This window comes from Martinezella sp. CNPSo 3795, assembly GCF_057784475.1.
Genome location: NZ_JBXSOQ010000003.1, coordinates 219,232 through 240,170, shown reverse-complemented (window position 1 = coordinate 240,170; position 20,939 = coordinate 219,232). Strand labels below are relative to the sequence as shown.

Sequence of the window (20,939 nt, the reverse complement as noted above, 5' to 3'; positions counted from 1 at the left end):
TTTCATGAACTATCATGCGCGGTGAAAAGAGAGGCTCCGTTTGACCTTGGACGGTGAACTGCTCGACATAGCGTGCCGTCGGATCGCCAGTCTGGACCGGCCCGCCTACATCAAGAACAGCGAGCTTCGTTACGTCGCCGTCAATGATGCCTATGCGCGGTTTTTCGGGCGCGATATTTCCGATTTCATAAGCAATCGCAGTCACGATCTTCTCGATGCGAGCGAGAGCGCCGACAGAGAAGACAGGGAGCGCCGTGCGCTGGTCTTCGGCTCCGAAGAAGTGGCGCTGTGCTTCGATGGATCGGGTCGTGAGCGCTCGCGCATCCAGATCGAAAGTTTTTCCCCTGCGGAAGACCGCCTCTATATTTTCGGTGTATTTCTGGAAGCGCCTGCCAGGGGACTGCATCAGGATCTCGACAATATTCTTCGCTCGATGCCGATCGGTGTCTTGATCCACGACAGCGACTACGTCGTCGAATACGTGAATGATGCCTTCTACGACATTTTCGAATTCTCGAAGGATGAGCGCTTCGAAGGCCGCCCCTATCGGGATCTCATCGCCAAACATTACGAACTCGCGCGCTTCGACACCGACGGCCGCAGTATCGACGACATTTATCAGGCGCGCCTGGCAGCACTGCGCAAGGCAGGCGAGCATCTGCAGACGGAAGTGAATTTTGCCGACGGCAAATCCGTTATCATCGATGCGCGCCGCATTGCCAACGGGCGGACGCTGATGTCCTACACGGATATTTCCGCCGTCAAGCAGCAATTCCGCGAGATCACCGAGGCCCGGCTGGCGCTGGAACGCCTCGGCGAGCTGATGGCCGATGCTATGCAAGCCATGTCCCAAGGCCTGCTGATCGTTCAAGACGGTACGATCATGCTGGCCAACGACCGGCTGAAGGATATGCTGAAGCTGCCGCCCGAACTCCTCGAGGTCGGTAAAAACTGGTCTGCGGCGTTCGATTATTGTGCGCAACGCGGAGACTTCGGCGAGGACGCCGAGGCTATGCGGGCATCTTGGGGAGAAAACGTCGCTGCCGGCAAGCCGATCTCTTGTGTGTTCCAGATTGAAGGCGATCGCTGGATGCAGCTCGAAGCCGCGCTCGGCGAGCATCGCCGCTGGACGGTGGTGCTGACCGACGTTACCGAGATGAAGGAGCGCGAGGCGGATTTGCAGCTGCTCCTGGCGCGCAGCAATGCCGCGGATCGGGCGAAATCCGAATTTCTCACTCATATGAGCCATGAAATCCGCACGCCGATGAATGGCGTTCTAGGTATGGCGGAACTGCTTGGCAAGACCGATCTCGATGCGCGCCAGAAGACCTTCGTCGACATCATCGTCAAATCGGGCAACGCGCTGCTGACCATCATCAACGACATCCTCGATTTTTCCCGCATCGATACCGGCGAGATGCATCTGCGCAAGATGGCATTCGATCCCGCCGAGGCCGTCGAGGATATCGCGACCCTGTTGGCTGCCGCCGCATCGGAAAAGAATATCGAGCTGATGGTGCGTATCGCTCCCGGCGTGCCGGCGGCGATCCTCGGCGATGCCGGTCGTTTTCGGCAGATCGTGACCAATCTCGTCGGCAATGCGATCAAGTTCACCGAGCGTGGTCATGTGCTGGTCGAACTGGATAGCCAGCCGGCACCGGGCGACGCCATATTGCTTGTCCTCCGTATCGAAGATACAGGCATCGGCATTCCCGAAGAAAAGCTCGATACGATCTTCGACAAATTCTCGCTGGCGGATTCGTCCTTTGCGCGGCGGCTCGAGGGATCGGGCCTTGGTCTTACGATTACTGCCGGTCTTGTCGATCTTTTCGGCGGTTCGCTGTCGGTGGAGAGCGAATGGGGCAAGGGATCGGTCTTCACGGTCCATCTGCCGATGCCGCTGGTTGCCGCTCGGGGCAAAATCGCGGAGCTGCCGGCCAATGTCAGGGATGCCCGCGTCCTGATCGTGGAAGACGACGCGATCCATCGGCGCATCTTGACCGAACAGCTGGCGCAATGGGGTTTTGACGGGCATGTCGCCGAGGATGGCAGGACCGCGCTCACTATTCTGGATGCTGCCTTCGATATGGGCGTATCGGTCGATGCTGTTATCGTCGATTACAGCATGCCCGGCATGAATGGCTATCAGGTTGCGACCGCCGTGCGCGCCGATCCGCGTTTCGACACGCTGCCGATCGTGTTCCTGACGTCGATGGGTGTCGCCGGTTGCGACAGGGAATTCGCCGCCGTCAACGGCCAGGCGCATCTGATGAAGCCTGTGCGCGCCAATGTGCTGCGCAGTACGATCATCGATGTCGTGCGTGCATCGCGGCGGAAAAAGCTGGGTGAGCGATTGGCCTCCGTTGAACGTCGGCTGCCGATAGAGATGGAAGCCGCAGCCGCGATCGAGGCCACGGACGGGATGACGTCGGCCAAATCAGGCAATGCCATCGACGTCCTCGTGGCGGAGGACAACGAGGTGAACCAGATCGTCTTCACGCAGATCCTGCAGGCGACCGGCCTGCGGTTTCTCGTCGTGGAGAACGGCCAGGCTGCCGTGGACGCATGGCGCCAGCTGCGGCCGTCGTTGATTCTCATGGATGTGTCCATGCCGGTCATGAATGGTCATCAGGCGACCCGCATGATCCGGCAGTTCGAGACACAGGCCGGGCATGGATGGCATGTGCCCATCGTCGGGGTGACGGCGCAGGCACTGGATGTCGATCGCATCATGTGCATGCAGTCTGGCATGGATGATTGCATGTCCAAGCCGATCAGCCCCGAACTTCTCGAGACGAAGATCCGGCGCTATCTTGGCGATACCGCTCTCATGGCCGATCGCTCGAACAACTAGGGTTCGGATCCAGACTTGCTCGCAGGGCTGGATGGCGGCTTCCCGCCATCGCAACCGTCGCGGCCATCAGCCATCGGTGGAAACGGTAACGGCTTTCCAGGCTTCGATCTCCTGTTTGAGGCGCTCAATCCTATCCGACACAAGTGCAAGGGCATCGCTGCCGAGCAGGAGCTGCGGCGGAGGGGCGTCGGATTCGATCAGGTCCAGGACGGCTGTGGCGAGCTTGTCGGGATCGCCGAGCTGCTTGCCGCTTTTGGATTGCCGCGCCTGCCGGATCGGATCGAACAGCGTGTCATAATCCGCGATTGATCGTTCGGTCCGGACCATCGAGCGTCCGGCCCAGTCTGTCCGGAAGGAGCCGGGGCAGAGGGCAGTGACCCGAACGCCGAAAGGCGCCATCTCTGCTCGCATAACTTCCGAGATGCCCTGAAGCGCAAATTTGCTTCCGCAATAATAGGCGATGCCGGGCATGGTGATCATGCCGCCCATGGAGGTGACGTTGACGATGAAGCCGCGGCGCCTTTCGCGGAAGCGCGGCAGGAAGGCCTTGGCGACCGCAACTGCGCCGAAGACATTCACGTCGAACTGGCGGCGCATTTCTTCAAGAGGCGACTCTTCAAGAATTCCCTCGTGACCGTAGCCGGCATTGTTGATCAGCACGTCGATTGGTCCATGGTCTTCTTCCGCCTGTCGAACAACGTCGCCTATGCGGTCAAATTCCGTCACGTCGCATAGGATGGGCTGCACTGCCGGCAAGCGTTCTGTCAGGGCCGTCCGCGATTGTTCCGAGCGGATGGTGCCGATAACCTTGTGGCCGTTCCGGATCGCGGCGGCTGCGATTGCGAAACCGAAGCCGGAATTCGCTCCGGTGATAAAGAAGGTCTTCTGTGACATGATGGATGTTCTCTTCTTGATTGGTCGATGCTCATGACTGATAATCTTCCAAACTGTTGTCTGCGATCGCGAAAACTATGAACATCTTGCCAAATCCTATGAATACGAAGAGCCAATGGTCGAAGCGTCGGGAATTGGTGGAGCTGGCAGGTCTTCTTGCTCCCAGCCCGGGATACAATCCAACCGCACTTGCCGGTGTTCGGATTCTCAGGACTGAGGCGGTCCTTCACGATGTCCCGGTGCTCTACAAGCCGGGTGCGGTATTCGTCCTGCAAGGCCGAAAGCAGGGTGTGCTGGAAGGCGAGGTCTACCTCTACGATGAGGAGCATTATCTGGCTGTGTCGGTGCCCGTTCCGTTTCGGATGGAGTCGTCAGCCAGCGCAGAACGCCCCTTGCTTGCTGTCTATGTCGAGTTCGACATGCTTCTGGCTGCTGAGATCGCCTCGGACCTAGGGACGAGGCGATCCGTAACAACGATGGGCAAAGTGAGAAGCCTGATATCGAGCAGGATGGAGCCGATGATCGAGGATGTCGTGCTGCGCCTGCTGCGGGCATTGCGTGATCCCATCGAGCTTGCGGTTCTGGGAGCAGGCATACTGCGCGAGCTGCACTACCGAGTTCTCGTCGGCCCGCAGGGCGGAGCGATGATCTCGGCGCTTCAGCAGCAGGGTATTTCCGGTAAGATCGTGCGAAGCCTGGCCCGATTGCGTGAAACCTACAATTCCGAGATTTCGGTTGCCGCGCTGGCGCGTGAGGTGGGGATGAGCGTTCCCTCCTATCACGTCCATTTCAAAGCCCTGACGGGAAGCAGTCCGATACAATATGTGAAGGCAATGCGGCTCCACGAGGCGCGGTTGATGATCGCGCGTCAAAGTGGGACGATTGCGGAGGTGGCGGCATCGGTCGGCTATGCCAGTGCTGCGCAGTTCAGCCGGGATTTCAAACGGCACTTCCGGCGGACGGCCTCCGAAGAGGCCAAGTGGGTTCGCCAGCATCTTGGCGAACTCATCTGAGCCCTCGATATGGTTGCTGCCTGACTCGGCATCGGCCCCGGCCTCAGGCGGGCTTGATGCCGCAGAGCATTTCGCGCTTGCCGGCGAAGCCCTTGCGCCGTTCCACGATAAATCCGGCCGCCTGTAGGTTTCGCCTCACGAAGCCGGCAGCCGCATAGGTGGCGAAGGTGCCGTTCGGAACCGTCTTGTCATGAAGCGCCTGCATCAATTCCGGCGACCACATGTCGGCATTGCGCGAGGGTGCGAAACCGTCGAGATACCAGGCATCAAAACCCGGTTCGGCACGGCTGACGCCTTCGAGAGCTGGGGCGCAGACGACGCTGAGGCGCGTATTTGCATCTAGCCGCAGCGACACGACCTCCTGTGGGTGGTCCGGCCACGCTGCGGCAAGCGCCTGGCGCTCCCCATCGATTTCCGGCCAGTGCGAAAGCGCGCGGTCGATCTCCTCCGCTCTCATGGGATAGAGTTCGAAGGATATGAAGTGCAGGTTCGAACCGGGGATGGCCTGCTGCCGCCATTGGCGCCAGGTCTCACAGAAGTTCAAGCCAGTGCCGAAGCCGAGTTCGCCGACGCGGAAGTCCTGTCGTCCCTGCCAGCGGTCGGGAAGGCCATTGCCGGCCAGGAAGACATGGCCACATTCCAATCTGCCGTCGGTCTGGCAATAAAAATGGTCGCCAAATGCGGTCGAATAGGGCATATCGCCGTCGCGCCATTCGAGCTCCGGGCTTGCCGCATTGGTTTCGGACGCCTTGGTCCGATCGGAAACGGGATCTGTCATGGAAAAAGCCGATAATCCTCCAAGACCTGCCGGTCAATCGTCCGTCGATCTGCTGATCGTCGGTGGCGGGATCATGGGGTTATGGGCCGCCGTTCATGCCGAGCGTCTTGGTATCCGGACATTGCTTGTCGAAGCTGGCCGTTTAGGGCAGGGGGCAAGCGGCGGTCTGCTTGGCGCGCTGATGCCGCACATGCCGGACAAATGGTCCGAGAAGAAACAGTTTCAGTTCGATGCGCTTGTCGTGCTGGAAGAGGAAATTGCAACCCTGGAAGCGGAGACCGGCCTTTCAGCCGGTTATCGCCGCGCCGGTCGCTTGATCCCGCTGCCGAAGCCGCATTTGAGGCAGATCGCGCTGGGTCATTCCCAGGATGCGGAGGTGCATTGGCACCATGGGGAGCGCCGGTTTCACTGGAATGTGCTGGATGACGCACCCGTCGAAGACTGGATCGAACCTTCAGCCGGCGAAAGCGGCTTTGTCCACGATACACTGGCGGCCCGCGTCGCGCCGCGCGCGTTTCTGGAGGTCCTGCGGAGGTTCCTTACAGCTGCACGACATGTTCGGCTTTGCGAGGGCGTTACCGTCGAGAGTATCGATCCAGGGCGGGGCCTTGCGCGTTCAAGCGATGGCGACATTCGCTTCGGTCGCTGTATCCTTTCTGCCGGTTACTGCTCGTTTCCGATCCTTGATGAATTGACGGAAGGACGCAAAGCCTCACTCGGTCAACCGGTCAAGGGACAGGCGGCCATGCTGAAAGCCGATGTTGACGGCGGCTTGCCCGTCATCTTCCGCGACGGGCTCTATATCGTTCCGCATGAGAATGGATTGGTCGCGGTCGGCAGCACGAGCGAGAACCGATTTGACGATCCTTTATCGACGGATGGGCAGCTCGACGATCTGCTTGCAGCGGCGCGTGCCATGGCGCCGGTGCTCGCCGCCGCGCAAGTCGTCGAGCGTTGGGCGGGCTTGCGCCCGAAGGCCGTGGATCGTGATCCGATGGTGGGTGCCCATCCAGATCACCCTGCGTTGATTGCGCTCACAGGCGGCTTTAAGGTGAGCTTCGGGCTGGCGCATAGGCTGGCGGAGGCGGCGGTACGTGAGGCGGTGGGCGCGCCCGGTCGCTTCAACTTGCCGCAGAGTTTCACTTTAGCGAGTCATATTTCAGTCATATCACATAAAACGTGAATTCACGCCTCTTTCGGGTCGTCAATCTGTCACGCAAATCACCTATCTCCTTGGCCATCGGTGCCGGTTCGGTCTGCCTGACGTTACGCCCTGGAGGAATTTTATGCGGTATGCCATTTGCTTCACACCGTCTGCGAGCGATCCGCTGACGCTTGTGGCGGCGAATTGGCTCGGCCGCAATGTCTACTCCGGCGAGATGGTTGATCCGCCCGCAGTCCGTGGCCTGGGCATTCATGAGATCGCTTTCTACACCGCAGTCCCGCGCCGCTATGGTTTCATGGGAATTTTGAAGGCGCCGTTCCGGTTGGCCGAAGACATGTCCGAAGCCGGGCTGCTGCGTGATCTGATGCGGTTCTCCGGCACCGTGGCACCCTTCGAAATCCCGAGGCTCGAGGTCGCGCGGCTCGGCGGCGCGCTGGGCCTCGTTCCCTCCGCACCAAGCCAGCAGATGCATTTCCTCGCAGCATCGCTGGTGCAGACCTTCGATCAATATCGGGCTCCTTTGAGCGAAGCCGAGATCGAGCGGATCGATCCGGATGGGCTTTCTGCGACCCAGTTTGCCAACCTGCATCGCTGGGGGCATCCGCACGTCATGGACGAGTTTCGCTTCCAGATGATGCTGACGGGCACCGTGAGCCCTGCCGATATGGCGCGCATCGAGCGTGCGCTGCGCGATTTCTTTGAGCCTGCCTTGGCTGCGCCTATCCCCGTTTCCAATGTTGCGCTCATGATGGAAGAAGGCGCTGGCGGCCCCTTCCGGGTGCACTCGTTGCATCCGATGGGAAAGGTCAGCGCCCGCAAGATCGCCTAGATTAGCGACTGGCGCGCGCCAATACCTCGCTTTGAAGCGAAAGTGATTTTCCCACTTTCCGTCTCGACTTTCCCGGCGTGGATGCTACCGTTCCGCGATCAGAGAAGGTGCTTCAATGTCGGAAATCTATCCCCGTAATCTCATCGGCTACGGCCGCAACACACCGGATCCGAAATGGCCCGGCGATGCCCGCATCGCGGTGCAGTTCGTGATCAACTACGAAGAGGGCGGAGAAAGCTGCATTCTCGACGGTGATCCGGGGTCGGAAAACCTGCTTTCGGAGATCGTTGGCGCAGCTTCCTGGCCGAATCAGCGCAACCTCAACATGGAATCGATCTACGAATATGGTTCACGCGCCGGCTTCTGGCGGCTGTGGCGCATGTTCACCGAACTCAAGGTTCAAGCGACGGTCTATGGGGTGACGCTTGCCATGGCGCGCAACCCGGAAGCGGTTGCCGCCATGAAGGAAGCGGGCTGGGAAATCGCCAGCCACGGCTACCGCTGGCTGGAATACAAGGATTTCTCCGAGGATCTGGAGCGCAAGCACATTCTCGAAGCCGTTCGGCTGCATACCGAACTCACCGGCGAGCGGCCCTACGGCATGTATCAGGGCAAGCCGTCGGACAATACGCTGCGGCTCGTCATGGAGGAGGGCGGTTTCCTCTATTCCTCCGACTCCTATGCCGACGATCTGCCCTTCTGGGTCGATGGTCTGAACGGCAAGCCGTTCCTGATCATTCCCTACACGCTCGAAACCAACGACATGCGCTTTGCGACACCACAGGGCTTCAATTCCGGCGACCAGTTCTTCACCTACCTCAAGGATGCTTTCGACACGCTCTATGAAGAGGGCAAGGACGGCAGTCCGAAGATGATGTCTGTCGGTCTGCATTGCCGCCTCGTCGGCCGCCCGGGCCGCGCCGCCGCGCTGCGGCGGTTCATCGAATATGTGCAGAAGCACGACAAGGTCTGGATCCCAAAGCGCATCGAGATTGCCAACCACTGGTATGAAAATCACCTTCCCGGGGGCGCGCGCTGATATGATCTCGCGGGATGATTTTGTCGGCCGCTTCGGCGGTGTTTTCGAACATTCGCCCTTCGTTGCCGAGCGCGCCTACGATCAGGGCGCCATTGCCGAGCCATTGACCTCCGGCGGCGTGCATGCCGCGCTGGTGCGGGTCTTCCGCGCTGCCAGCGAGGCGGAGCGACTTGGCGTGCTGCGGGCACACCCCGATCTCGCCGGCCGGCTGGCGATTGCCGGCCAGCTGACCGAGGATAGCCGTAAGGAGCAGGCCGGTGCAGGGCTCGATCGGTTAAGCCCCGAGGAGCATGCTCGGTTTACCGAGCTCAATGCCGCCTATGTGACGAAATTTGGCTTTCCTTTTATTATCGCGGTGAAGGGGCTCGGCAAGGACGATATCCTTGCCGCCTTCGAAACCCGGATTGGCAACGGCCGGGACACGGAATTTGCGACGGCTGCCGCTCAGGTCGAGAAGATCGCGCTACTGCGTCTGCAATCCATGCTGCCTGAAGCCTGAGGTTTGGCCTCAGGGCCGCGATCCTCCAACCCATGTCCCTGGGCGGATTTCTCGTTGAGGTACGCGCTATTTTTCGGTCTACTCATGACTTAGTATCCGCTTGGCAGGATACTGAGTCATGGGACCACGGAAAGCATTGGGCAGAGATAGAAGCGGACGGATGATTGGTGACGCCAAGAGGCGCGTCATCGCACCGGAATCGGGCGTTGCCGGCGGAGGAAAGCCGGCATGAGCCTGGATCGACTGATTACCTACCTCGAACGCATGCAGCAGGCTGCATCCGAAATCGGTCAATTCCTCCGGGACGTCGATCAAGCCGCCTTTTTCAAGAGTGTCGAGAAACAGCGCGCCGTCGGCATGAACCTTCTGCTGATCGGCGAGGCTACCATACGCATTGCCGAGGAATATCCGGAGTTTGTCGTTGACCATCCGGAGCTGCCTTGGCATGTGATGCAGGACTTTCGGAATCGTATTGCGCAAGGATATGTCAACATCGAGTTGGCGGCCCTGTGGGACATCGCGCGCAAATCTCTTCCGGAGTTGCTCCTGCAACTGGACTCCATTCGCCATTGGCGAGCGGAAGGCGAATAATCAGTCAATGACACAGCATCTAGACATCAATCCTTTGACAAAGGCCGCGTTTGAGCCATTCGGCGATGTGATCGAGGCCGATCCTGCGACTATGCGGTACATCAACGGTGGCACAACCGAACGTTTCCACGCGTTGTCGAATGCCGAAGCTCTCGGTGACGGGGCGCGGGTTATCCTGAACCTCTTTCGCGGCCAGCCGCGTGCCTTTCCCTTCTCGATCGACATGATGGAGCGCCACCCCTTCGGCAGCCAGTGTTTCGTGCCGCTGAATGGTCGGCCGTTCCTCGTCGTCGTTGCAGAAGATGAGGGCGGCAAGCCGGGCCGGCCGCAAGTCTTCCTTGCGCGCGGCGACCAGGGCGTGAACTATCGGATCAATGTCTGGCATTATCCCCTGATGGCCCTCGACGAACAGAGTGATTTCCTTATCGTGGATCGTGACGGGTCGGAGAACAACCTCGAGGAATATTTCTTCGACACGCCCTTCATCATCGGAGCACCGACGCTATGACCGGATTGACGACCCATGTGCTCGATACCGCCCTCGGCAAGCCAGCCGAAGGGCTGGTGATCGATCTCTTCAGAATCGAGGGCGATGCCCGCAGGCATGTGAAGACGGTAACGACCAATGCCGACGGACGCGTGGATGGCGGTCCCATCCTGATCGGCGACAGCTTCGTTGCCGGCACCTATGAATTGCTGTTTCGCGCCGGAGACTATCTGCGTGCCAGCGGTATCAAGCTGCCGGAGCCGGCTTTCCTCGATCTGGTGCCGATCCGTTTCGGCATTGCCGATAGCACGGCGCATTATCATGTGCCGCTGCTGATCTCACCCTACGGCTATTCCACCTATCGCGGGAGCTGAGATTGCGTTTTGCAGCCATAGCGGACATCCACGGCAATCATCTGGCGCTTGAAGCCGTGCTTGCGGATATCCGCAGGCAGGGCATTAGCGACATCATCAATCTCGGCGATTGCTTCAGCGGGCCACTGACGGCGGGAAAGACAGCCGACCTGCTGCTGGAACTGAATGCGCCGACGGTGCGCGGTAATCACGACCGCTATCTGATCGAACAGGCGCCCGAGACGATGCATGTTTCAGATCGGGCCGCGCATTCTGAACTGACGGAACGCCATCTCGAATGGCTGCACACCTTGCCGGTCAGTGCGGTCCATCTGGATGAGGCCTATCTCTGCCACGCGACGCCAGCCGATGATAATGTCTATTGGCTCGAATCCGTCTCGCCCGAGGGTCATGTCTATCTAAAGCCGCTGGAAGAGATCGAGGCGCTGGCTGCCGGCATCGATTTTCCGCTGATCCTGTGCGGGCATAGCCATATTCCGCGCGCCGTTCGCCTTTCCGACGGGCGCCTGATCGTCAATCCCGGGAGCGTCGGCTGCCCCGCCTACGACGATGACCTGCCCTACTATCACAAGGTGGAGGCGGGCCATCCCTTTGCTTCTTACGCCATTCTGGAAAAGATCGGCGATACCTGGCTGCCAGTCTTCCGGCAGGTGGCCTATGACCACATGGCGATGGCGACGCTCGCGGCGCAGAACGGCCGCGAGGAGTGGGCGAGCGGTCTGGCGACAGGCTGGCTGCGCTAGAGCATGCCGCGCAAATGTGTGCAGCGGTTTTGCGGTAACGACATGCGCTATTAAAGGTCAGCGAGTATCGACCGATCCACCGCCTTGATATCGCGCTTGCCGCAGAGTGCCATGGAAATATCCAGCTCCTTGCGGATGATTTCGAGTGCCAGCGTGACGCCTTCCTTACCCATGGCGCCGAGACCATAGAGGAAGGGGCGGCCGATGAAGGTGCCCTTGGCGCCGAGGGCTATGGCTTTCAGTACGTCCTGGCCGGAGCGGATGCCTCCGTCCATATGCACCTCGATCCTGTCGCCGACGGCATCGACGATTCTCGGTAGCATGCTGATGGAAGAATGGGCGCCGTCGAGCTGCCGGCCGCCGTGATTGGAGACGATGATGGCGTCGGCGCCGACATCGACGGCCGCTTTTGCATCCTCGACGTCGAGAATGCCTTTGATGATCAACGGGCCGCCCCATTGCTCCTTGATCCAGGCGACATCGCGCCAGGAGAGTTTGGGGTCGAACTGTGAATGCGTCCAGTGTGACAGCGTCGTCATGTCGGAAATATCCTTGGCATGACCGATGATATTGCCGAAGGAGCGGCGCTTGGTCTTCAGCATACCCATGCACCAGCCTGGCCGCGTCGCCATCTGCCAGAGATTTTTCGCCGTCATTTTCGGCGGTGCCGACAATCCGTTGCGGATATCGTTGTGGCGCTGCCCGAGGATCTGCAGGTCAGCTGTCAGCACCAGCGCCGAGCATTTTGCTGCCTTGGCGCGCTGGATCAGATTCAGGACGAAATCGCGGTCCTTCATCACATAGAGCTGAAACCAGAAGGGCTGCTTCGTCACCGAGGCGATGTCCTCGATCGAGCAGATGCTCATGGTCGAGAGTGTGAAGGGGATACCGAATTCTTCCGCCGCCCGCGCCGCCAGCATCTCGCCATCGGCGTGCTGCATGCCGGTGAGGCCCGTGGGTGCCAGCGCCACCGGCATCGAGGCTTTCTGACCGACCATGGTGGTTGCCAGCGACCGGTCGGACATGTCGACGAGCACGCGCTGACGCAGCTTGATCTTGGCGAAATCAGCCTCGTTTGCGCGGTAGGTCGACTCCGTCCACGATCCGGAATCGGCATATTGGAAGAACATTTTCGGCACGCGCCGCTGCGCAAGCGTTTTCAGTTCGGCGATGGTCAGCGGCGCGGTCATGGCTCTTTGCCTTCTGGATGGTTACATGGAGGTGGGCTGGGATTGCCTCATTGCAGGATCGATTTCATCGGCTTTCCAGCAACATAGGTTTCGACGACCGCCCGGTCGTCGCCCATGGTCTGAAGCAGGAACAGCTCTTCGGTAAGGCTCTTCGTCACTTCCATCTTCAGTGCCATGGCTGGCGTTGCCGCTGCATTCAGCACGATGAGGTCGGCTTCCGTGCCAGCATCGAGCGTGCCGATCTTATCGACGAGGGAGAGCGCCTCGGCATTGCCGCGTGTCATGTAGTAATAGCTTTCCAGCGGGTTCAGGCGTTCGCCGAGCAGCTGCTGGATCTTGTAAGCCTCGTCCATCGTGCGCAGCATGGAATAGCTGGAGCCGCCGCCGATATCGGTGGCGACACCGATGCGAACGGGTTTCTCGCGGCGGGCCAGCGCCTTCAGCGGGAAGAGGCCGGAGCCGAGGAACAGGTTGGAAGTCGGGCAATGCACCGCAACCGCGCCGGCCTCGCTCATGGCGTCGGCTTCGCGGTCGGAAAGATGGATCGCATGGCCGAACAGGCTCTTGGGGCCGAGCAGTCCGTAGTGAGCATAGATATCGGTATAATCGATCGCTTCCGGATAAAGTGCGCAGGTGAACTTGATCTCGTCGTGGTTCTCGGACAGATGCGTCTGAATATGCAGATCCGGGAATTCGCGGGCAAGCGCGGCCGTTGCCTCCATCTGCGCCGGTGTGGAGGTGATGGCGAAGCGTGGGGTGATCGCGACATGGTTGCGGCCCTTGCCGTGCCAGTCTGCGATCACCTGGCGCGTCTCGTCATAGCCCATTTCGGGCGTATCGAGCAGACCCTGTGGGGCGTGGCGATCCATCATCACCTTGCCGCCGACCATGCGCATGTTGCGACGCATGGCTTCGGCAAAATAGGCGTCGGCGGAGGTCTTGTGCACAGAACAGTAGGCGACGGCCGTCGTTGTGCCGTGGCGGATCATCTCGTCGTAGAAATGCGTGGCGATGCGCTCGGCATGCGTGCTTTCGACGAAGCGGCATTCCTCGGGAAAGGTATAGGTGTTCAGCCATTCCAAGAGGTTGGCGGCATAGGAGGCGATCACCTGCATCTGCGGAAAATGCAGGTGCATGTCGATGAAACCCGGCAGGATCAGATGCGGGCGGTGGTCGACTTCGGCGACACCTTCCGGCGCCTGCGCCTTGATATCGGCATAAGGCCCGGTCGCGACGATCATGCCGTTCTCGACCAGCAGGCCGCCGTCGCTTTCGTAAGCGTAGCTGCCCGTATCATCGAGGCTTTGCGGCAGGTGCTTGAAGGAAAGCAGTCGGCCGCGCAGAAGGGTGGTCATTGGCTTTTTTCTCCGATGGAGCTTTCGAACCAGGCGACCAGCAATTTGCGTTCCTCTGGCGTCACTTCGGTAACATTGCCCGGAGGCATGGCATGGCTGCGGCCGGCCTGAATATAGATCTCCCGGGCATGCATAGCGATTTGCTCGTCATTTTCCAGCATTACGCCCTTTGGCGGTCGAACAATCCCCTCATAGACGGGTTCGGCCGAATGGCACATGGTGCAGCGCGTCGAAACTATCTCTTTGACGGACGAGAAATGTATATCCGAGGCATATTGCTGGAAGGCGGGAGGAATCGCATTGGCCTCCTTCTCCTCGGTCAGCACCTTCGGAACGGTCGAAAGCCACATGATGATAATGAAGAGGACGACGGTAACGATCCAGGTCCAGGTTGGATGACCTTTGCGGGCATGTGTCGTGTTGAACCAGTGACGGATGGTGACCCCCATGAGGAAAACCAGCGCCGCGATCACCCAATTATAGGCCGTGCCGAAAGCCAGCGGATAGTGGTTGGACAGCATGAAGAAGATGACAGGCAGCGTCAGGTAGTTGTTGTGCAGCGAGCGCTGCTTGGCGATACGGCCATATTTAGGGTCGGGCGTGCGGCCGGCAATGAGGTCTGCGACAACGATCTTTTGATTGGGAATGATGATCATGAAGACGTTCGCCGACATGATCGTCGCGGTGAAGGCGCCGAGATGCAGGAAGGCGGCGCGGCCGGTGAAGAGATGCGTGTAGCCCCAGGCCATGAAAACCAGGACGGCATAAAGCACGATCATCAGGCCCCAGGTGTTGTTGCCGAGCGGGGACTTGCAAAGCAGGTCGTAGACGATCCAGCCGCCGGCAAGCGAAGCGAGTGAAATCAGGATCGCGACCGGGACGCTGACATCGAGCACATGCCGGTCGATGAGGAAGAGGTTGGCGCCGCCGTAATAGACGATGCACAGCATCAGGAAGCCGGAAATCCAGGTGAAATAGCTTTCGTATTTGAACCAGGTCAGATGCTCCGGCATCTGCGCGGGAGCCACGAGATATTTCTGGATATGATAAAAGCCGCCACCATGGACTTGCCATTCTTCGCCATAGGCGCCGGGCGGAAGATGCGGGCGCTTCACCAGCCCGAGATCGAGCGCGATGAAGTAGAAAGACGAACCGATCCAGGCAATGGCGGTTATGACGTGGAACCAGCGGGCGGCAAAGGCCAGCCATTCCCACGCTATGGCGTATTCATACATTCAGTTCCCCTTTTTCTTCCTCCGACTCCGCACCTTGCAAAATGTTGGCGACGGAGGGAAGGGGAGAGTTTGCCGCGTCAGCAAAAAGCCACGCTCTTGTCTGGCGCCCAGGGCGCATTAGATCAGATTATGGCAGTTTTTTAATAAAATGCCCTTGGCTGCTTGGAGCGGGCCGTGTCCGCGGCAGCCGTCTATTTTTTCGACGGAGAATTGCCCATGCGAGGTATTCTGGCGTTCGTATTTTTTCTTCTCTCCACAGCCTTCGCCTTGGGGCATGAGGCGCCCTCCGGTTGGTCCTACGACCCCTATTGCTGCAATGGTGACAGCAAGACGGGCGATTGCGAGATGATCCCCTCGCGTACCGTCACCATTGTACCCGGTGGCTATCGGGTGACGCTCAATCCGGGCGATCATCGCTATATAACCCACGCGCATATCTTCAATCTGCCGCAGCAGAAAACGATGCGTTCTCCCGACGGAGCCTATCATCTCTGTCTGTTTCCGGACGAGAATACGCCGCGCTGTTTTTATGCGCCCGACATGGATTATTGAAGGCTATTCCAGCGGCATGCCGAATTCGCGGAGGAGCCAATCCCTGAAGGCGCGGATGCGCGGCGTATGACGTCTGTTTTCGGGATAAGCGATCCAGTAGTCCGTATTGTCGGACGAAAGAATATCAAAGGGCTGGATCAGCCGGCCGGAAGCCAGATCGTCCGCATAGAACTCCGGGGTCAGGATGGCGACGCCCTGGCCGGCCAATGCTGCGCTCGCCTCGAAGGACTGGGCACCGAGCCTGCTTCGCGGCCGGCCCTGAAGGCCGGGATCGGGAACGCCGGCCTCTTTGAACCATTGCGCCCACCACGGGTCGCCTGCGTCGATGATACGGAGCTTCAGGAGATCGGCCGGTTCATGTATGCCGCCGATAGATTCGGCAAGCGCCGGGCTCAGCATCGGCGTGAAATAGACCTTCATCAAAAGATGGGCGCGCAGTCCCGGCCATTGGCCACGCCCGGCGCGGATGGCGATATCGGAGGGCTCCCGGGCGAAGTCGATGATCGAGCCGGAGGTATCCAGCCGGACCGCGATATTGGGATGCTTGAGCTGAAACGACCCGACATGACGAGCCAGCCATTGCGAGGCGAAGGTGGGCGTCGAATGAATGCGCAGCGTCGTTTCGGCATCGCCACTGATCGAGGCCATGGCCTCCTGCAGCAGGGCAAAGGCTTCAGCCACTTTCGGCGCGAGCTGTTCTCCGGCTTCCGTCAATAGGATCTGCCGCGGACGACGCAGGAATAGCGGCTCCCCCACCGTCTCCTCCAGTAGCTTGATCTGATAGCTGACCGCCGTCTGCGTCATGCCAAGCTCTTCGCCGGCGCGGGTGAAACTGCCGAGCCGGGCGGCGGCTTCGAAAACGCGCAAGGCATTCAGCGGGAAGCGCTTGGACTGCTTCATGGATAAGTTCTCTTTATGTATGCAGACGATAGTTCGATTGGAATTCCAGCATTTTTCGCGCCAGACTGCAATTCATATCGTTGATTGAATTGAGGTGTTGTCATGGACTGTTATGTGATCGAGCCGGTGGAGGCAGCCAAGCCCGCGCTTGTGGCGCGTCTTCTGGAGCCGCTGATGCAGGTCTTCCTGAAGCACGGCGAACCGTCACCGCATCTAGACCTCGATGAGATGCCGGACCGGCTGAAGCGCGACCTTGGATTTCTGGATGGGCGTGAGCCGCGTTATGACGATAGGTCGCTGCTGTAGGTGGTGAGGACCGTCGAGGGGTTGGGTCATGAATTGAGACCCTTCATGTATGTGGAGCGTGAGTGCCCCCTCTGTCCTTGTCGGGACATCTCCCTCACAAGGGAGAGATGGGTAACCCGCAGCTTTCTTCGGATATCAAACGAAGATCGTATCTGTGGAAACGACAGTGGCATGTTCTGTTAGGTGGAGCGACACCCCCAACAATCTCCCCCCTTGTGGGAGAGATGTCAGCGAAGCTGACAGGGGGCTGCGTCAAATGCAGTCCTCTCGTTTGGCAGGACGACAATCACATCCCCTTCAGCCGCTCCACCGCCATCAGCACGCGCTCCGGTGTCGCCGGGGCGTCGAGGCGGGGGCAGACGCGGTAATCCGCGACGCTGGCGACCGCCATCGATAGGGCCTCGAGCACGGATATGCTCAGCATGAAGGGCGGCTCGCCCACGGCCTTCGAGCGGCCGATGGTCGCCTCCGTGTTTTCCGACCATTCCGCAAGGCGGACGTTGAAGATTTTCGGGCGGTCGGAGGCGAGGGGGATCTTGTAGGTGGAGGGCGCATGGGTGCGCAGTCGGCCCTTGGCATCCCACCAGAGCTCCTCGGTCGTCAGCCAGCCCATGCCCTGCACGAAGGCACCTTCGACCTGGCCGATGTCGATCGCCGGATTAAGCGAGCGACCGACGTCGTGAAGGATGTCGGTGCGGTCGATCAGATATTCGCCCGTCAGCGTATCGATCGACACTTCCGAGCAGGCGGCGCCATAGGAAAAGTAGTAGAATGGCGTGCCGCGGCCGGCCTTGCGGTCCCAATGGATCTTTGGCGTCTTGTAGAAGCCGGCGGCCGAGAGCTGGACGCGGGCGAAATAGGCCTGCTTGACGAAATCGGGGAAGGGGATTTCCACCTCGCCGACGCGTACGCGGTTGGGAAGGAACTGCACTTCTTCCGCGCCCACGCTCCATTTCTCGGCTGCGAAGGTGATGAGCCTTTCCTTGATTTGGCGAGCAGCGTCATAGGCTGCCATGCCGTTCAGGTCGGAGCCGGATGAGGCCGCCGTCGCCGATGTATTCGGCACCTTGCCTGTTGTTGTCGCTGTGATCTTCACCCGATCGATATCGACCTGGAAGCTATCGGCCAGAACCTGCGCCACCTTCGTATAGAGGCCCTGGCCCATCTCGGTACCGCCATGGTTCAGGTGAATGGAGCCATCCTGATAGATGTGCACCAGCGCGCCGGCCTGATTGAAGGCGGTCATGGTAAAGGAGATGCCGAATTTCACCGGCGTCAGCGCGATGCCCTTGCGGATGAACCGGCTGGAGCGGTTGAATTCGATGATGGCCTTGCGCCGCGCCTGGTAGTCGGAACTCTGTTCGAGCTCGTCGACGACGCGGTTGATGATGTTGTCTGTGACCTCCTGATGATAAGGGGTCAGTGTCCGGCCGGAGCCCGGCTGGCCGTAGAAATTGGCACGGCGGATTTCGAGTGGATCCTTGCCGAGCGCATAGGCGATCTCTTCGATCATGCGCTCGCCACCAACCATGCCCTGCGGGCCTCCAAAGCCACGGAAGGCGGTGTTGGAGACTGTATGCGTCTTCAGCGGCTTCGAGACCAGATGCACATGCGCGTAGAAATAGCTGGAATCCGCATGGAACAACGCGCGGTCGGTCACCGGGCCGGAAAGATCGGAGGAGAAGCCGCAGCGTGCGGCATAGGTGGCGTCGACGGCGTGGATGCGGCCTTCGTCGTCGAAGCCGACCTCGTAATCCACGAGGAAGTCGTGCCGCTTGCCCGTGGCGCTCATGTCTTCGTCGCGGTCGGGACGGAATTTAACGGCGCGGCCGAGCTTCTTGGCGGCGACGGCGGCAAGCGCCGCAAACTGGTTGCCCTGCGTTTCCTTGCCGCCGAAGCCGCCGCCCATGCGGCGTACGTTGACCGTCACGGCGTTGGATGGAATGCCGAGGACGTGGCCGACGATATGCTGGATTTCGCTCGGATGCTGCGTCGAAGACCAGACAGCGACTTCGTCGTCCTCGCCGGGGATCGCCATAGCGATGTGGCTTTCGAGATAGAAGTGCTCCTGTCCGCCGATGCCCATCTGCGCCTTGATGCGGTGCTTGGCGTTGGCCATTTCGGTTTCCGGCTCGCCGCGCTTCAGCGTCATCGGTTCGTAGACGAGCGGTGCGCCATTGGCGAGCGCGCCGTCGATATCGCTCCAATGCGGCAGGTCGCGATAGTCGATCTTGGCAAGGCGGGCAGCACGGCGGGCGGCATCGCGGGTTTCGGCGATGACGGCGAAGATCGGCTGCCCGTGGAATTCGACTTTCGTCTCGGCAAGCAGCGGTTCGTCATGCATGCCGTTGGAGCTGGTGTCGTTGACGCCGGGGATATCCGAGCCAGTGAAGACCCAGACGACACCTGGATATGCTTTGACGGCCGAGAGATCGATGCCGGTGATCTCGGCATGCGCGCGATCGGAAAGGCCCAGCGCGCCATGCAGCAGCCCGGCCGGTTCGGGAATGTCATCAATATAATCGGCGGCTCCGGTGACGTGCTTATGTGCGGAATCATGGCGTAACGAGCCGTGCATCGAGCCGTTGATGAGGACCTTGGCTTCTTCGAACGTAGACTTGTCCATAGCTCAGACCTCCGCCGTCGCGAAACGCTTCAATTCCTGCGGTGCGCCTGATGTCTCAAGATAGAAGCGGATGAGAAGATTCTTGGCGGTCAGCTGGCGGTATTCGGCGGAGGCACGCCAATCGGTGAGCGGCGTGTAGTCGCTGTCGAAGGCATCGCGTGCGGCCATGACGGTTGCCTCCGTCCACGGCTTGCCGATCAATTCTGCCTCGACAGTGCGGGCGCGCTTTGGTGTGCCGGCCATGCCGCCGAAGGCGATGCGGATATCTTCGACATTGCCGGTGGCGTCCAGTGACAGATGGAAGGCGCCGCACGCGGCGGAAATATCCTCGTCGCGGCGCTTGGAGATCTTGTAGACGGCGAAATGCGTACCCTTGGCGGGATAGGGTACGAAGATGCTCTCGACGAACTCACCGGGATGCCGGTCCTGCTTGCCGTAGTCTATGAAGAAATCTTCGAGCGGCAAGCTGCGCGTGCCCGCCGTCGAGCGGAGTTTCAGCGTTGCGCCGAGCGCGATCAGCGGCGGCGGCGTGTCGCCGATCGGCGAGCCGTTGGCGATATTGCCGCCGATGGTGCCCATGTTGCGCACCTGCTCGCCGCCGATGCGGTTGATGAGGTTGGCAAAGGCCGGGATCTTTTCGCCGATCACAGCAAAAGCGCGGCTGTAGGTGACGCCGGCGCCGATACCAAGCCCATCGTCTTCGACGACGATTTTCTGCAGATCGGTCAGATGATTGATAAAAACGACCGGGTTCAGCCGGCGCATCTGCTTGGTGACCCAGAGGCCGACATCGGTCGAGCCGGCAACGACGGTCGCCGTCGGCTCGTCGGCAAGCACCTGTGCCAGCGCCGAGACAGAGCCGGGCACGATGAGGCGATCCTCACCCTCGGCAATCTCGATGGTATCGCCACCCTGCATCGCCCAGAGGCGGGCGATGATATCGGCCCTGGTCTTTTCGAGTGGATCGAAGAGAGCGCTCGGCCGCTTCTGGCTGACCTGTTCGGCCGCCTTGACGATCGGCTCGTAGCCCGTGCACCGACAGAGGTTGCCCTGCAGCGATTTTTCGATCTGCTCCCGGCTCGGTTTTTCCGTCGTCAGCCAGAGACCATAGAGCGACATGACGAAACCCGGCGTGCAGAAGCCGCATTGCGAGCCGTGGCAATCGACCATGGCCTGCTGGACCGGGTGAAGCGTGCCGTTCTGGGCGGCGAGATGTTCGACGGTGACGACGTGGGTCGCATGCAGCGAGCCGACGAAGCGGATGCAGGCGTTGACGGATTCATAGTGCAGCCCACCATCGATCAAACGTCCCACAAGCACCGTGCAGGCGCCGCAGTCGCCTTCCGCACATCCTTCCTTCGTGCCCGTCAGTCTCCGGTTGAGACGCAGGAAGTCGAGCAGCGTCTCGGTAGGGCGCAGGCTGGATAGAATGATATCCTCGCCGTTGAGGATAAAGCGGATGCTGTCGCTCATGTCGTTCCCGTTTATGATGTCTTGGCCGGGGCCGGA

At 60.1% G+C, this 20,939-nt stretch carries 20 protein-coding genes; 12 read left to right on the top strand and 8 right to left on the bottom strand.

Annotated elements, in window-relative coordinates; translation table 11 throughout:
- Positions 1-40: 40 nt before the first annotated feature.
- Positions 41-2,854, top strand: coding sequence for a response regulator (locus tag AC13QY_RS10800; protein WP_113351790.1), 2,814 nt, complete (start codon positions 41-43; stop codon positions 2,852-2,854).
- A 66-nt stretch (positions 2,855-2,920) separates the two neighbouring features.
- On the opposite strand, the gene AC13QY_RS10795 is transcribed toward AC13QY_RS10800, so the two are convergent.
- Positions 2,921-3,748, bottom strand: a complete 828-nt coding sequence (locus AC13QY_RS10795) for an oxidoreductase (protein WP_113351791.1) — start codon at positions 3,746-3,748, stop codon at positions 2,921-2,923.
- Positions 3,749-3,831: 83 nt separating this feature from the next.
- Between AC13QY_RS10795 and AC13QY_RS10790 the strand changes: the two genes are divergently transcribed.
- Positions 3,832-4,761 (top strand): AraC family transcriptional regulator, encoded by a 930-nt coding sequence (locus AC13QY_RS10790; RefSeq protein WP_113352028.1) that lies wholly within the window; start codon positions 3,832-3,834, stop codon positions 4,759-4,761.
- Between the two features lie 43 nt (positions 4,762-4,804).
- Here the strand turns inward: AC13QY_RS10790 and mnmC2 are convergent, their stop codons facing one another.
- A complete protein-coding gene (gene mnmC2, locus AC13QY_RS10785) occupies positions 4,805-5,539 on the bottom strand; it encodes a tRNA (5-methylaminomethyl-2-thiouridine)(34)-methyltransferase MnmC2 (protein ID WP_113351792.1) in 735 nt (244 codons plus the stop codon).
- Here mnmC2 and AC13QY_RS10780 point away from each other — a divergent pair.
- The 8 genes from AC13QY_RS10780 to AC13QY_RS10745 all read left to right on the top strand — a co-directional run bounded on the left by AC13QY_RS10780 (position 5,538) and on the right by AC13QY_RS10745 (position 11,266).
- The gene (locus AC13QY_RS10780; protein ID WP_113351793.1) at positions 5,538-6,722 is read left to right on the top strand and encodes an NAD(P)/FAD-dependent oxidoreductase; all 1,185 of its coding nucleotides are present in this window, start codon (positions 5,538-5,540) and stop codon (positions 6,720-6,722) included. The two genes, mnmC2 and AC13QY_RS10780, sit on opposite strands and share 2 nt — an antisense overlap.
- A gap of 103 nt (positions 6,723-6,825) precedes the next feature.
- Positions 6,826-7,533, top strand: a complete 708-nt coding sequence (locus AC13QY_RS10775; protein WP_113351794.1) for a DUF1045 domain-containing protein — start codon at positions 6,826-6,828, stop codon at positions 7,531-7,533.
- A 115-nt stretch (positions 7,534-7,648) separates the two neighbouring features.
- Positions 7,649-8,572 (top strand): allantoinase PuuE, encoded by a 924-nt coding sequence (puuE, locus tag AC13QY_RS10770; RefSeq protein WP_113351795.1) that lies wholly within the window; start codon positions 7,649-7,651, stop codon positions 8,570-8,572.
- A 1-nt stretch (position 8,573) separates the two neighbouring features.
- Positions 8,574-9,071 (top strand): 2-oxo-4-hydroxy-4-carboxy-5-ureidoimidazoline decarboxylase, encoded by a 498-nt coding sequence (uraD, locus tag AC13QY_RS10765; protein WP_113351796.1) that lies wholly within the window; start codon positions 8,574-8,576, stop codon positions 9,069-9,071.
- A gap of 228 nt (positions 9,072-9,299) precedes the next feature.
- Entirely contained in the window at positions 9,300-9,662 is a 363-nt protein-coding gene (locus AC13QY_RS10760) for a HepT-like ribonuclease domain-containing protein (protein ID WP_113351797.1), read from the top strand.
- 7 nt (positions 9,663-9,669) lie between these two features.
- On the top strand, positions 9,670-10,170 hold the full coding sequence (locus tag AC13QY_RS10755; protein WP_113332168.1) for an ureidoglycolate lyase: 501 nt from the start codon (positions 9,670-9,672) through the stop codon (positions 10,168-10,170).
- Positions 10,167-10,523: a hydroxyisourate hydrolase gene (uraH, locus tag AC13QY_RS10750; protein ID WP_113351798.1), complete on the top strand. Its 357-nt coding sequence runs from the start codon at positions 10,167-10,169 to the stop codon at positions 10,521-10,523. The genes AC13QY_RS10755 and uraH overlap by 4 nt, the downstream gene beginning before the upstream one ends.
- Before the next feature lie 2 nt (positions 10,524-10,525).
- Positions 10,526-11,266, top strand: a complete 741-nt coding sequence (locus AC13QY_RS10745) for a metallophosphoesterase family protein (RefSeq protein ID WP_113351799.1) — start codon at positions 10,526-10,528, stop codon at positions 11,264-11,266.
- A gap of 50 nt (positions 11,267-11,316) precedes the next feature.
- Here AC13QY_RS10745 and AC13QY_RS10740 read toward each other — a convergent pair whose 3' ends face one another.
- The 3 genes from AC13QY_RS10740 to AC13QY_RS10730 are packed head-to-tail and all read right to left on the bottom strand — an operon-like array spanning position 11,317 to position 15,046.
- Positions 11,317-12,456 carry an alpha-hydroxy acid oxidase gene (locus AC13QY_RS10740; protein WP_152092600.1) on the bottom strand — a complete coding sequence of 380 codons (1,140 nt, stop codon included), beginning with the start codon at positions 12,454-12,456 and terminating at the stop codon, positions 11,317-11,319.
- A 47-nt stretch (positions 12,457-12,503) separates the two neighbouring features.
- Positions 12,504-13,811 carry a guanine deaminase gene (gene guaD, locus AC13QY_RS10735; RefSeq protein ID WP_113351801.1) on the bottom strand — a complete coding sequence of 436 codons (1,308 nt, stop codon included), beginning with the start codon at positions 13,809-13,811 and terminating at the stop codon, positions 12,504-12,506.
- Positions 13,808-15,046, bottom strand: coding sequence for a urate hydroxylase PuuD (locus AC13QY_RS10730; RefSeq protein ID WP_113332173.1), 1,239 nt, complete (start codon positions 15,044-15,046; stop codon positions 13,808-13,810). The genes guaD and AC13QY_RS10730 overlap by 4 nt, the downstream gene beginning before the upstream one ends.
- A 216-nt stretch (positions 15,047-15,262) precedes the next feature.
- Between AC13QY_RS10730 and AC13QY_RS10725 the strand changes: the two genes are divergently transcribed.
- The gene (locus AC13QY_RS10725) at positions 15,263-15,598 is read left to right on the top strand and encodes a hypothetical protein (RefSeq protein ID WP_113352029.1); all 336 of its coding nucleotides are present in this window, start codon (positions 15,263-15,265) and stop codon (positions 15,596-15,598) included.
- Positions 15,599-15,601: 3 nt separating this feature from the next.
- On the opposite strand, the gene AC13QY_RS10720 is transcribed toward AC13QY_RS10725, so the two are convergent.
- Complete coding sequence (locus tag AC13QY_RS10720) at positions 15,602-16,498, bottom strand: LysR substrate-binding domain-containing protein (protein ID WP_113332174.1); 897 nt, start codon at positions 16,496-16,498, stop codon at positions 15,602-15,604.
- Positions 16,499-16,600: 102 nt separating this feature from the next.
- Here AC13QY_RS10720 and AC13QY_RS10715 point away from each other — a divergent pair, with 102 nt between their 5' ends.
- Positions 16,601-16,804 (top strand): hypothetical protein, encoded by a 204-nt coding sequence (locus AC13QY_RS10715; protein ID WP_069612746.1) that lies wholly within the window; start codon positions 16,601-16,603, stop codon positions 16,802-16,804.
- A gap of 286 nt (positions 16,805-17,090) precedes the next feature.
- Here AC13QY_RS10715 and xdhB read toward each other — a convergent pair whose 3' ends face one another.
- Positions 17,091-19,430 (bottom strand): xanthine dehydrogenase molybdopterin binding subunit, encoded by a 2,340-nt coding sequence (gene xdhB, locus AC13QY_RS10710; protein WP_152092601.1) that lies wholly within the window; start codon positions 19,428-19,430, stop codon positions 17,091-17,093.
- 3 nt (positions 19,431-19,433) lie between these two features.
- A complete protein-coding gene (gene xdhA / locus AC13QY_RS10705) occupies positions 19,434-20,903 on the bottom strand; it encodes a xanthine dehydrogenase small subunit (RefSeq protein WP_113351803.1) in 1,470 nt (489 codons plus the stop codon).
- Between the last annotated feature and the right edge of the window lie 36 nt (positions 20,904-20,939).

Bases quoted from the DNA above. Each gene is read 5' to 3' on its own strand.
- xdhA (WP_113351803.1), bottom strand. From the start codon at position 20,903: ATGAGCGACAGCATCCGCTTTATCCTCAACGGCGAGGATATCATTCTA.
- guaD (WP_113351801.1), bottom strand. From the start codon at position 13,811: ATGACCACCCTTCTGCGCGGCCGACTGCTTTCCTTCAAGCACCTGCCG.
- AC13QY_RS10795 (WP_113351791.1), bottom strand. From the start codon at position 3,748: ATGTCACAGAAGACCTTCTTTATCACCGGAGCGAATTCCGGCTTCGGT.
- mnmC2 (WP_113351792.1), bottom strand. From the start codon at position 5,539: ATGACAGATCCCGTTTCCGATCGGACCAAGGCGTCCGAAACCAATGCG.
- AC13QY_RS10715 (WP_069612746.1), top strand. From the start codon at position 16,601: ATGGACTGTTATGTGATCGAGCCGGTGGAGGCAGCCAAGCCCGCGCTT.
- AC13QY_RS10720 (WP_113332174.1), bottom strand. From the start codon at position 16,498: ATGAAGCAGTCCAAGCGCTTCCCGCTGAATGCCTTGCGCGTTTTCGAA.
- uraD (WP_113351796.1), top strand. From the start codon at position 8,574: ATGATCTCGCGGGATGATTTTGTCGGCCGCTTCGGCGGTGTTTTCGAA.
- AC13QY_RS10775 (WP_113351794.1), top strand. From the start codon at position 6,826: ATGCGGTATGCCATTTGCTTCACACCGTCTGCGAGCGATCCGCTGACG.
- AC13QY_RS10725 (WP_113352029.1), top strand. From the start codon at position 15,263: ATGCGAGGTATTCTGGCGTTCGTATTTTTTCTTCTCTCCACAGCCTTC.
- AC13QY_RS10740 (WP_152092600.1), bottom strand. From the start codon at position 12,456: ATGACCGCGCCGCTGACCATCGCCGAACTGAAAACGCTTGCGCAGCGG.
- puuE (WP_113351795.1), top strand. From the start codon at position 7,649: ATGTCGGAAATCTATCCCCGTAATCTCATCGGCTACGGCCGCAACACA.
- AC13QY_RS10755 (WP_113332168.1), top strand. From the start codon at position 9,670: ATGACACAGCATCTAGACATCAATCCTTTGACAAAGGCCGCGTTTGAG.
- AC13QY_RS10760 (WP_113351797.1), top strand. From the start codon at position 9,300: ATGAGCCTGGATCGACTGATTACCTACCTCGAACGCATGCAGCAGGCT.
- uraH (WP_113351798.1), top strand. From the start codon at position 10,167: ATGACCGGATTGACGACCCATGTGCTCGATACCGCCCTCGGCAAGCCA.
- AC13QY_RS10780 (WP_113351793.1), top strand. From the start codon at position 5,538: ATGGAAAAAGCCGATAATCCTCCAAGACCTGCCGGTCAATCGTCCGTC.
- xdhB (WP_152092601.1), bottom strand. From the start codon at position 19,430: ATGGACAAGTCTACGTTCGAAGAAGCCAAGGTCCTCATCAACGGCTCG.
- AC13QY_RS10730 (WP_113332173.1), bottom strand. From the start codon at position 15,046: ATGTATGAATACGCCATAGCGTGGGAATGGCTGGCCTTTGCCGCCCGC.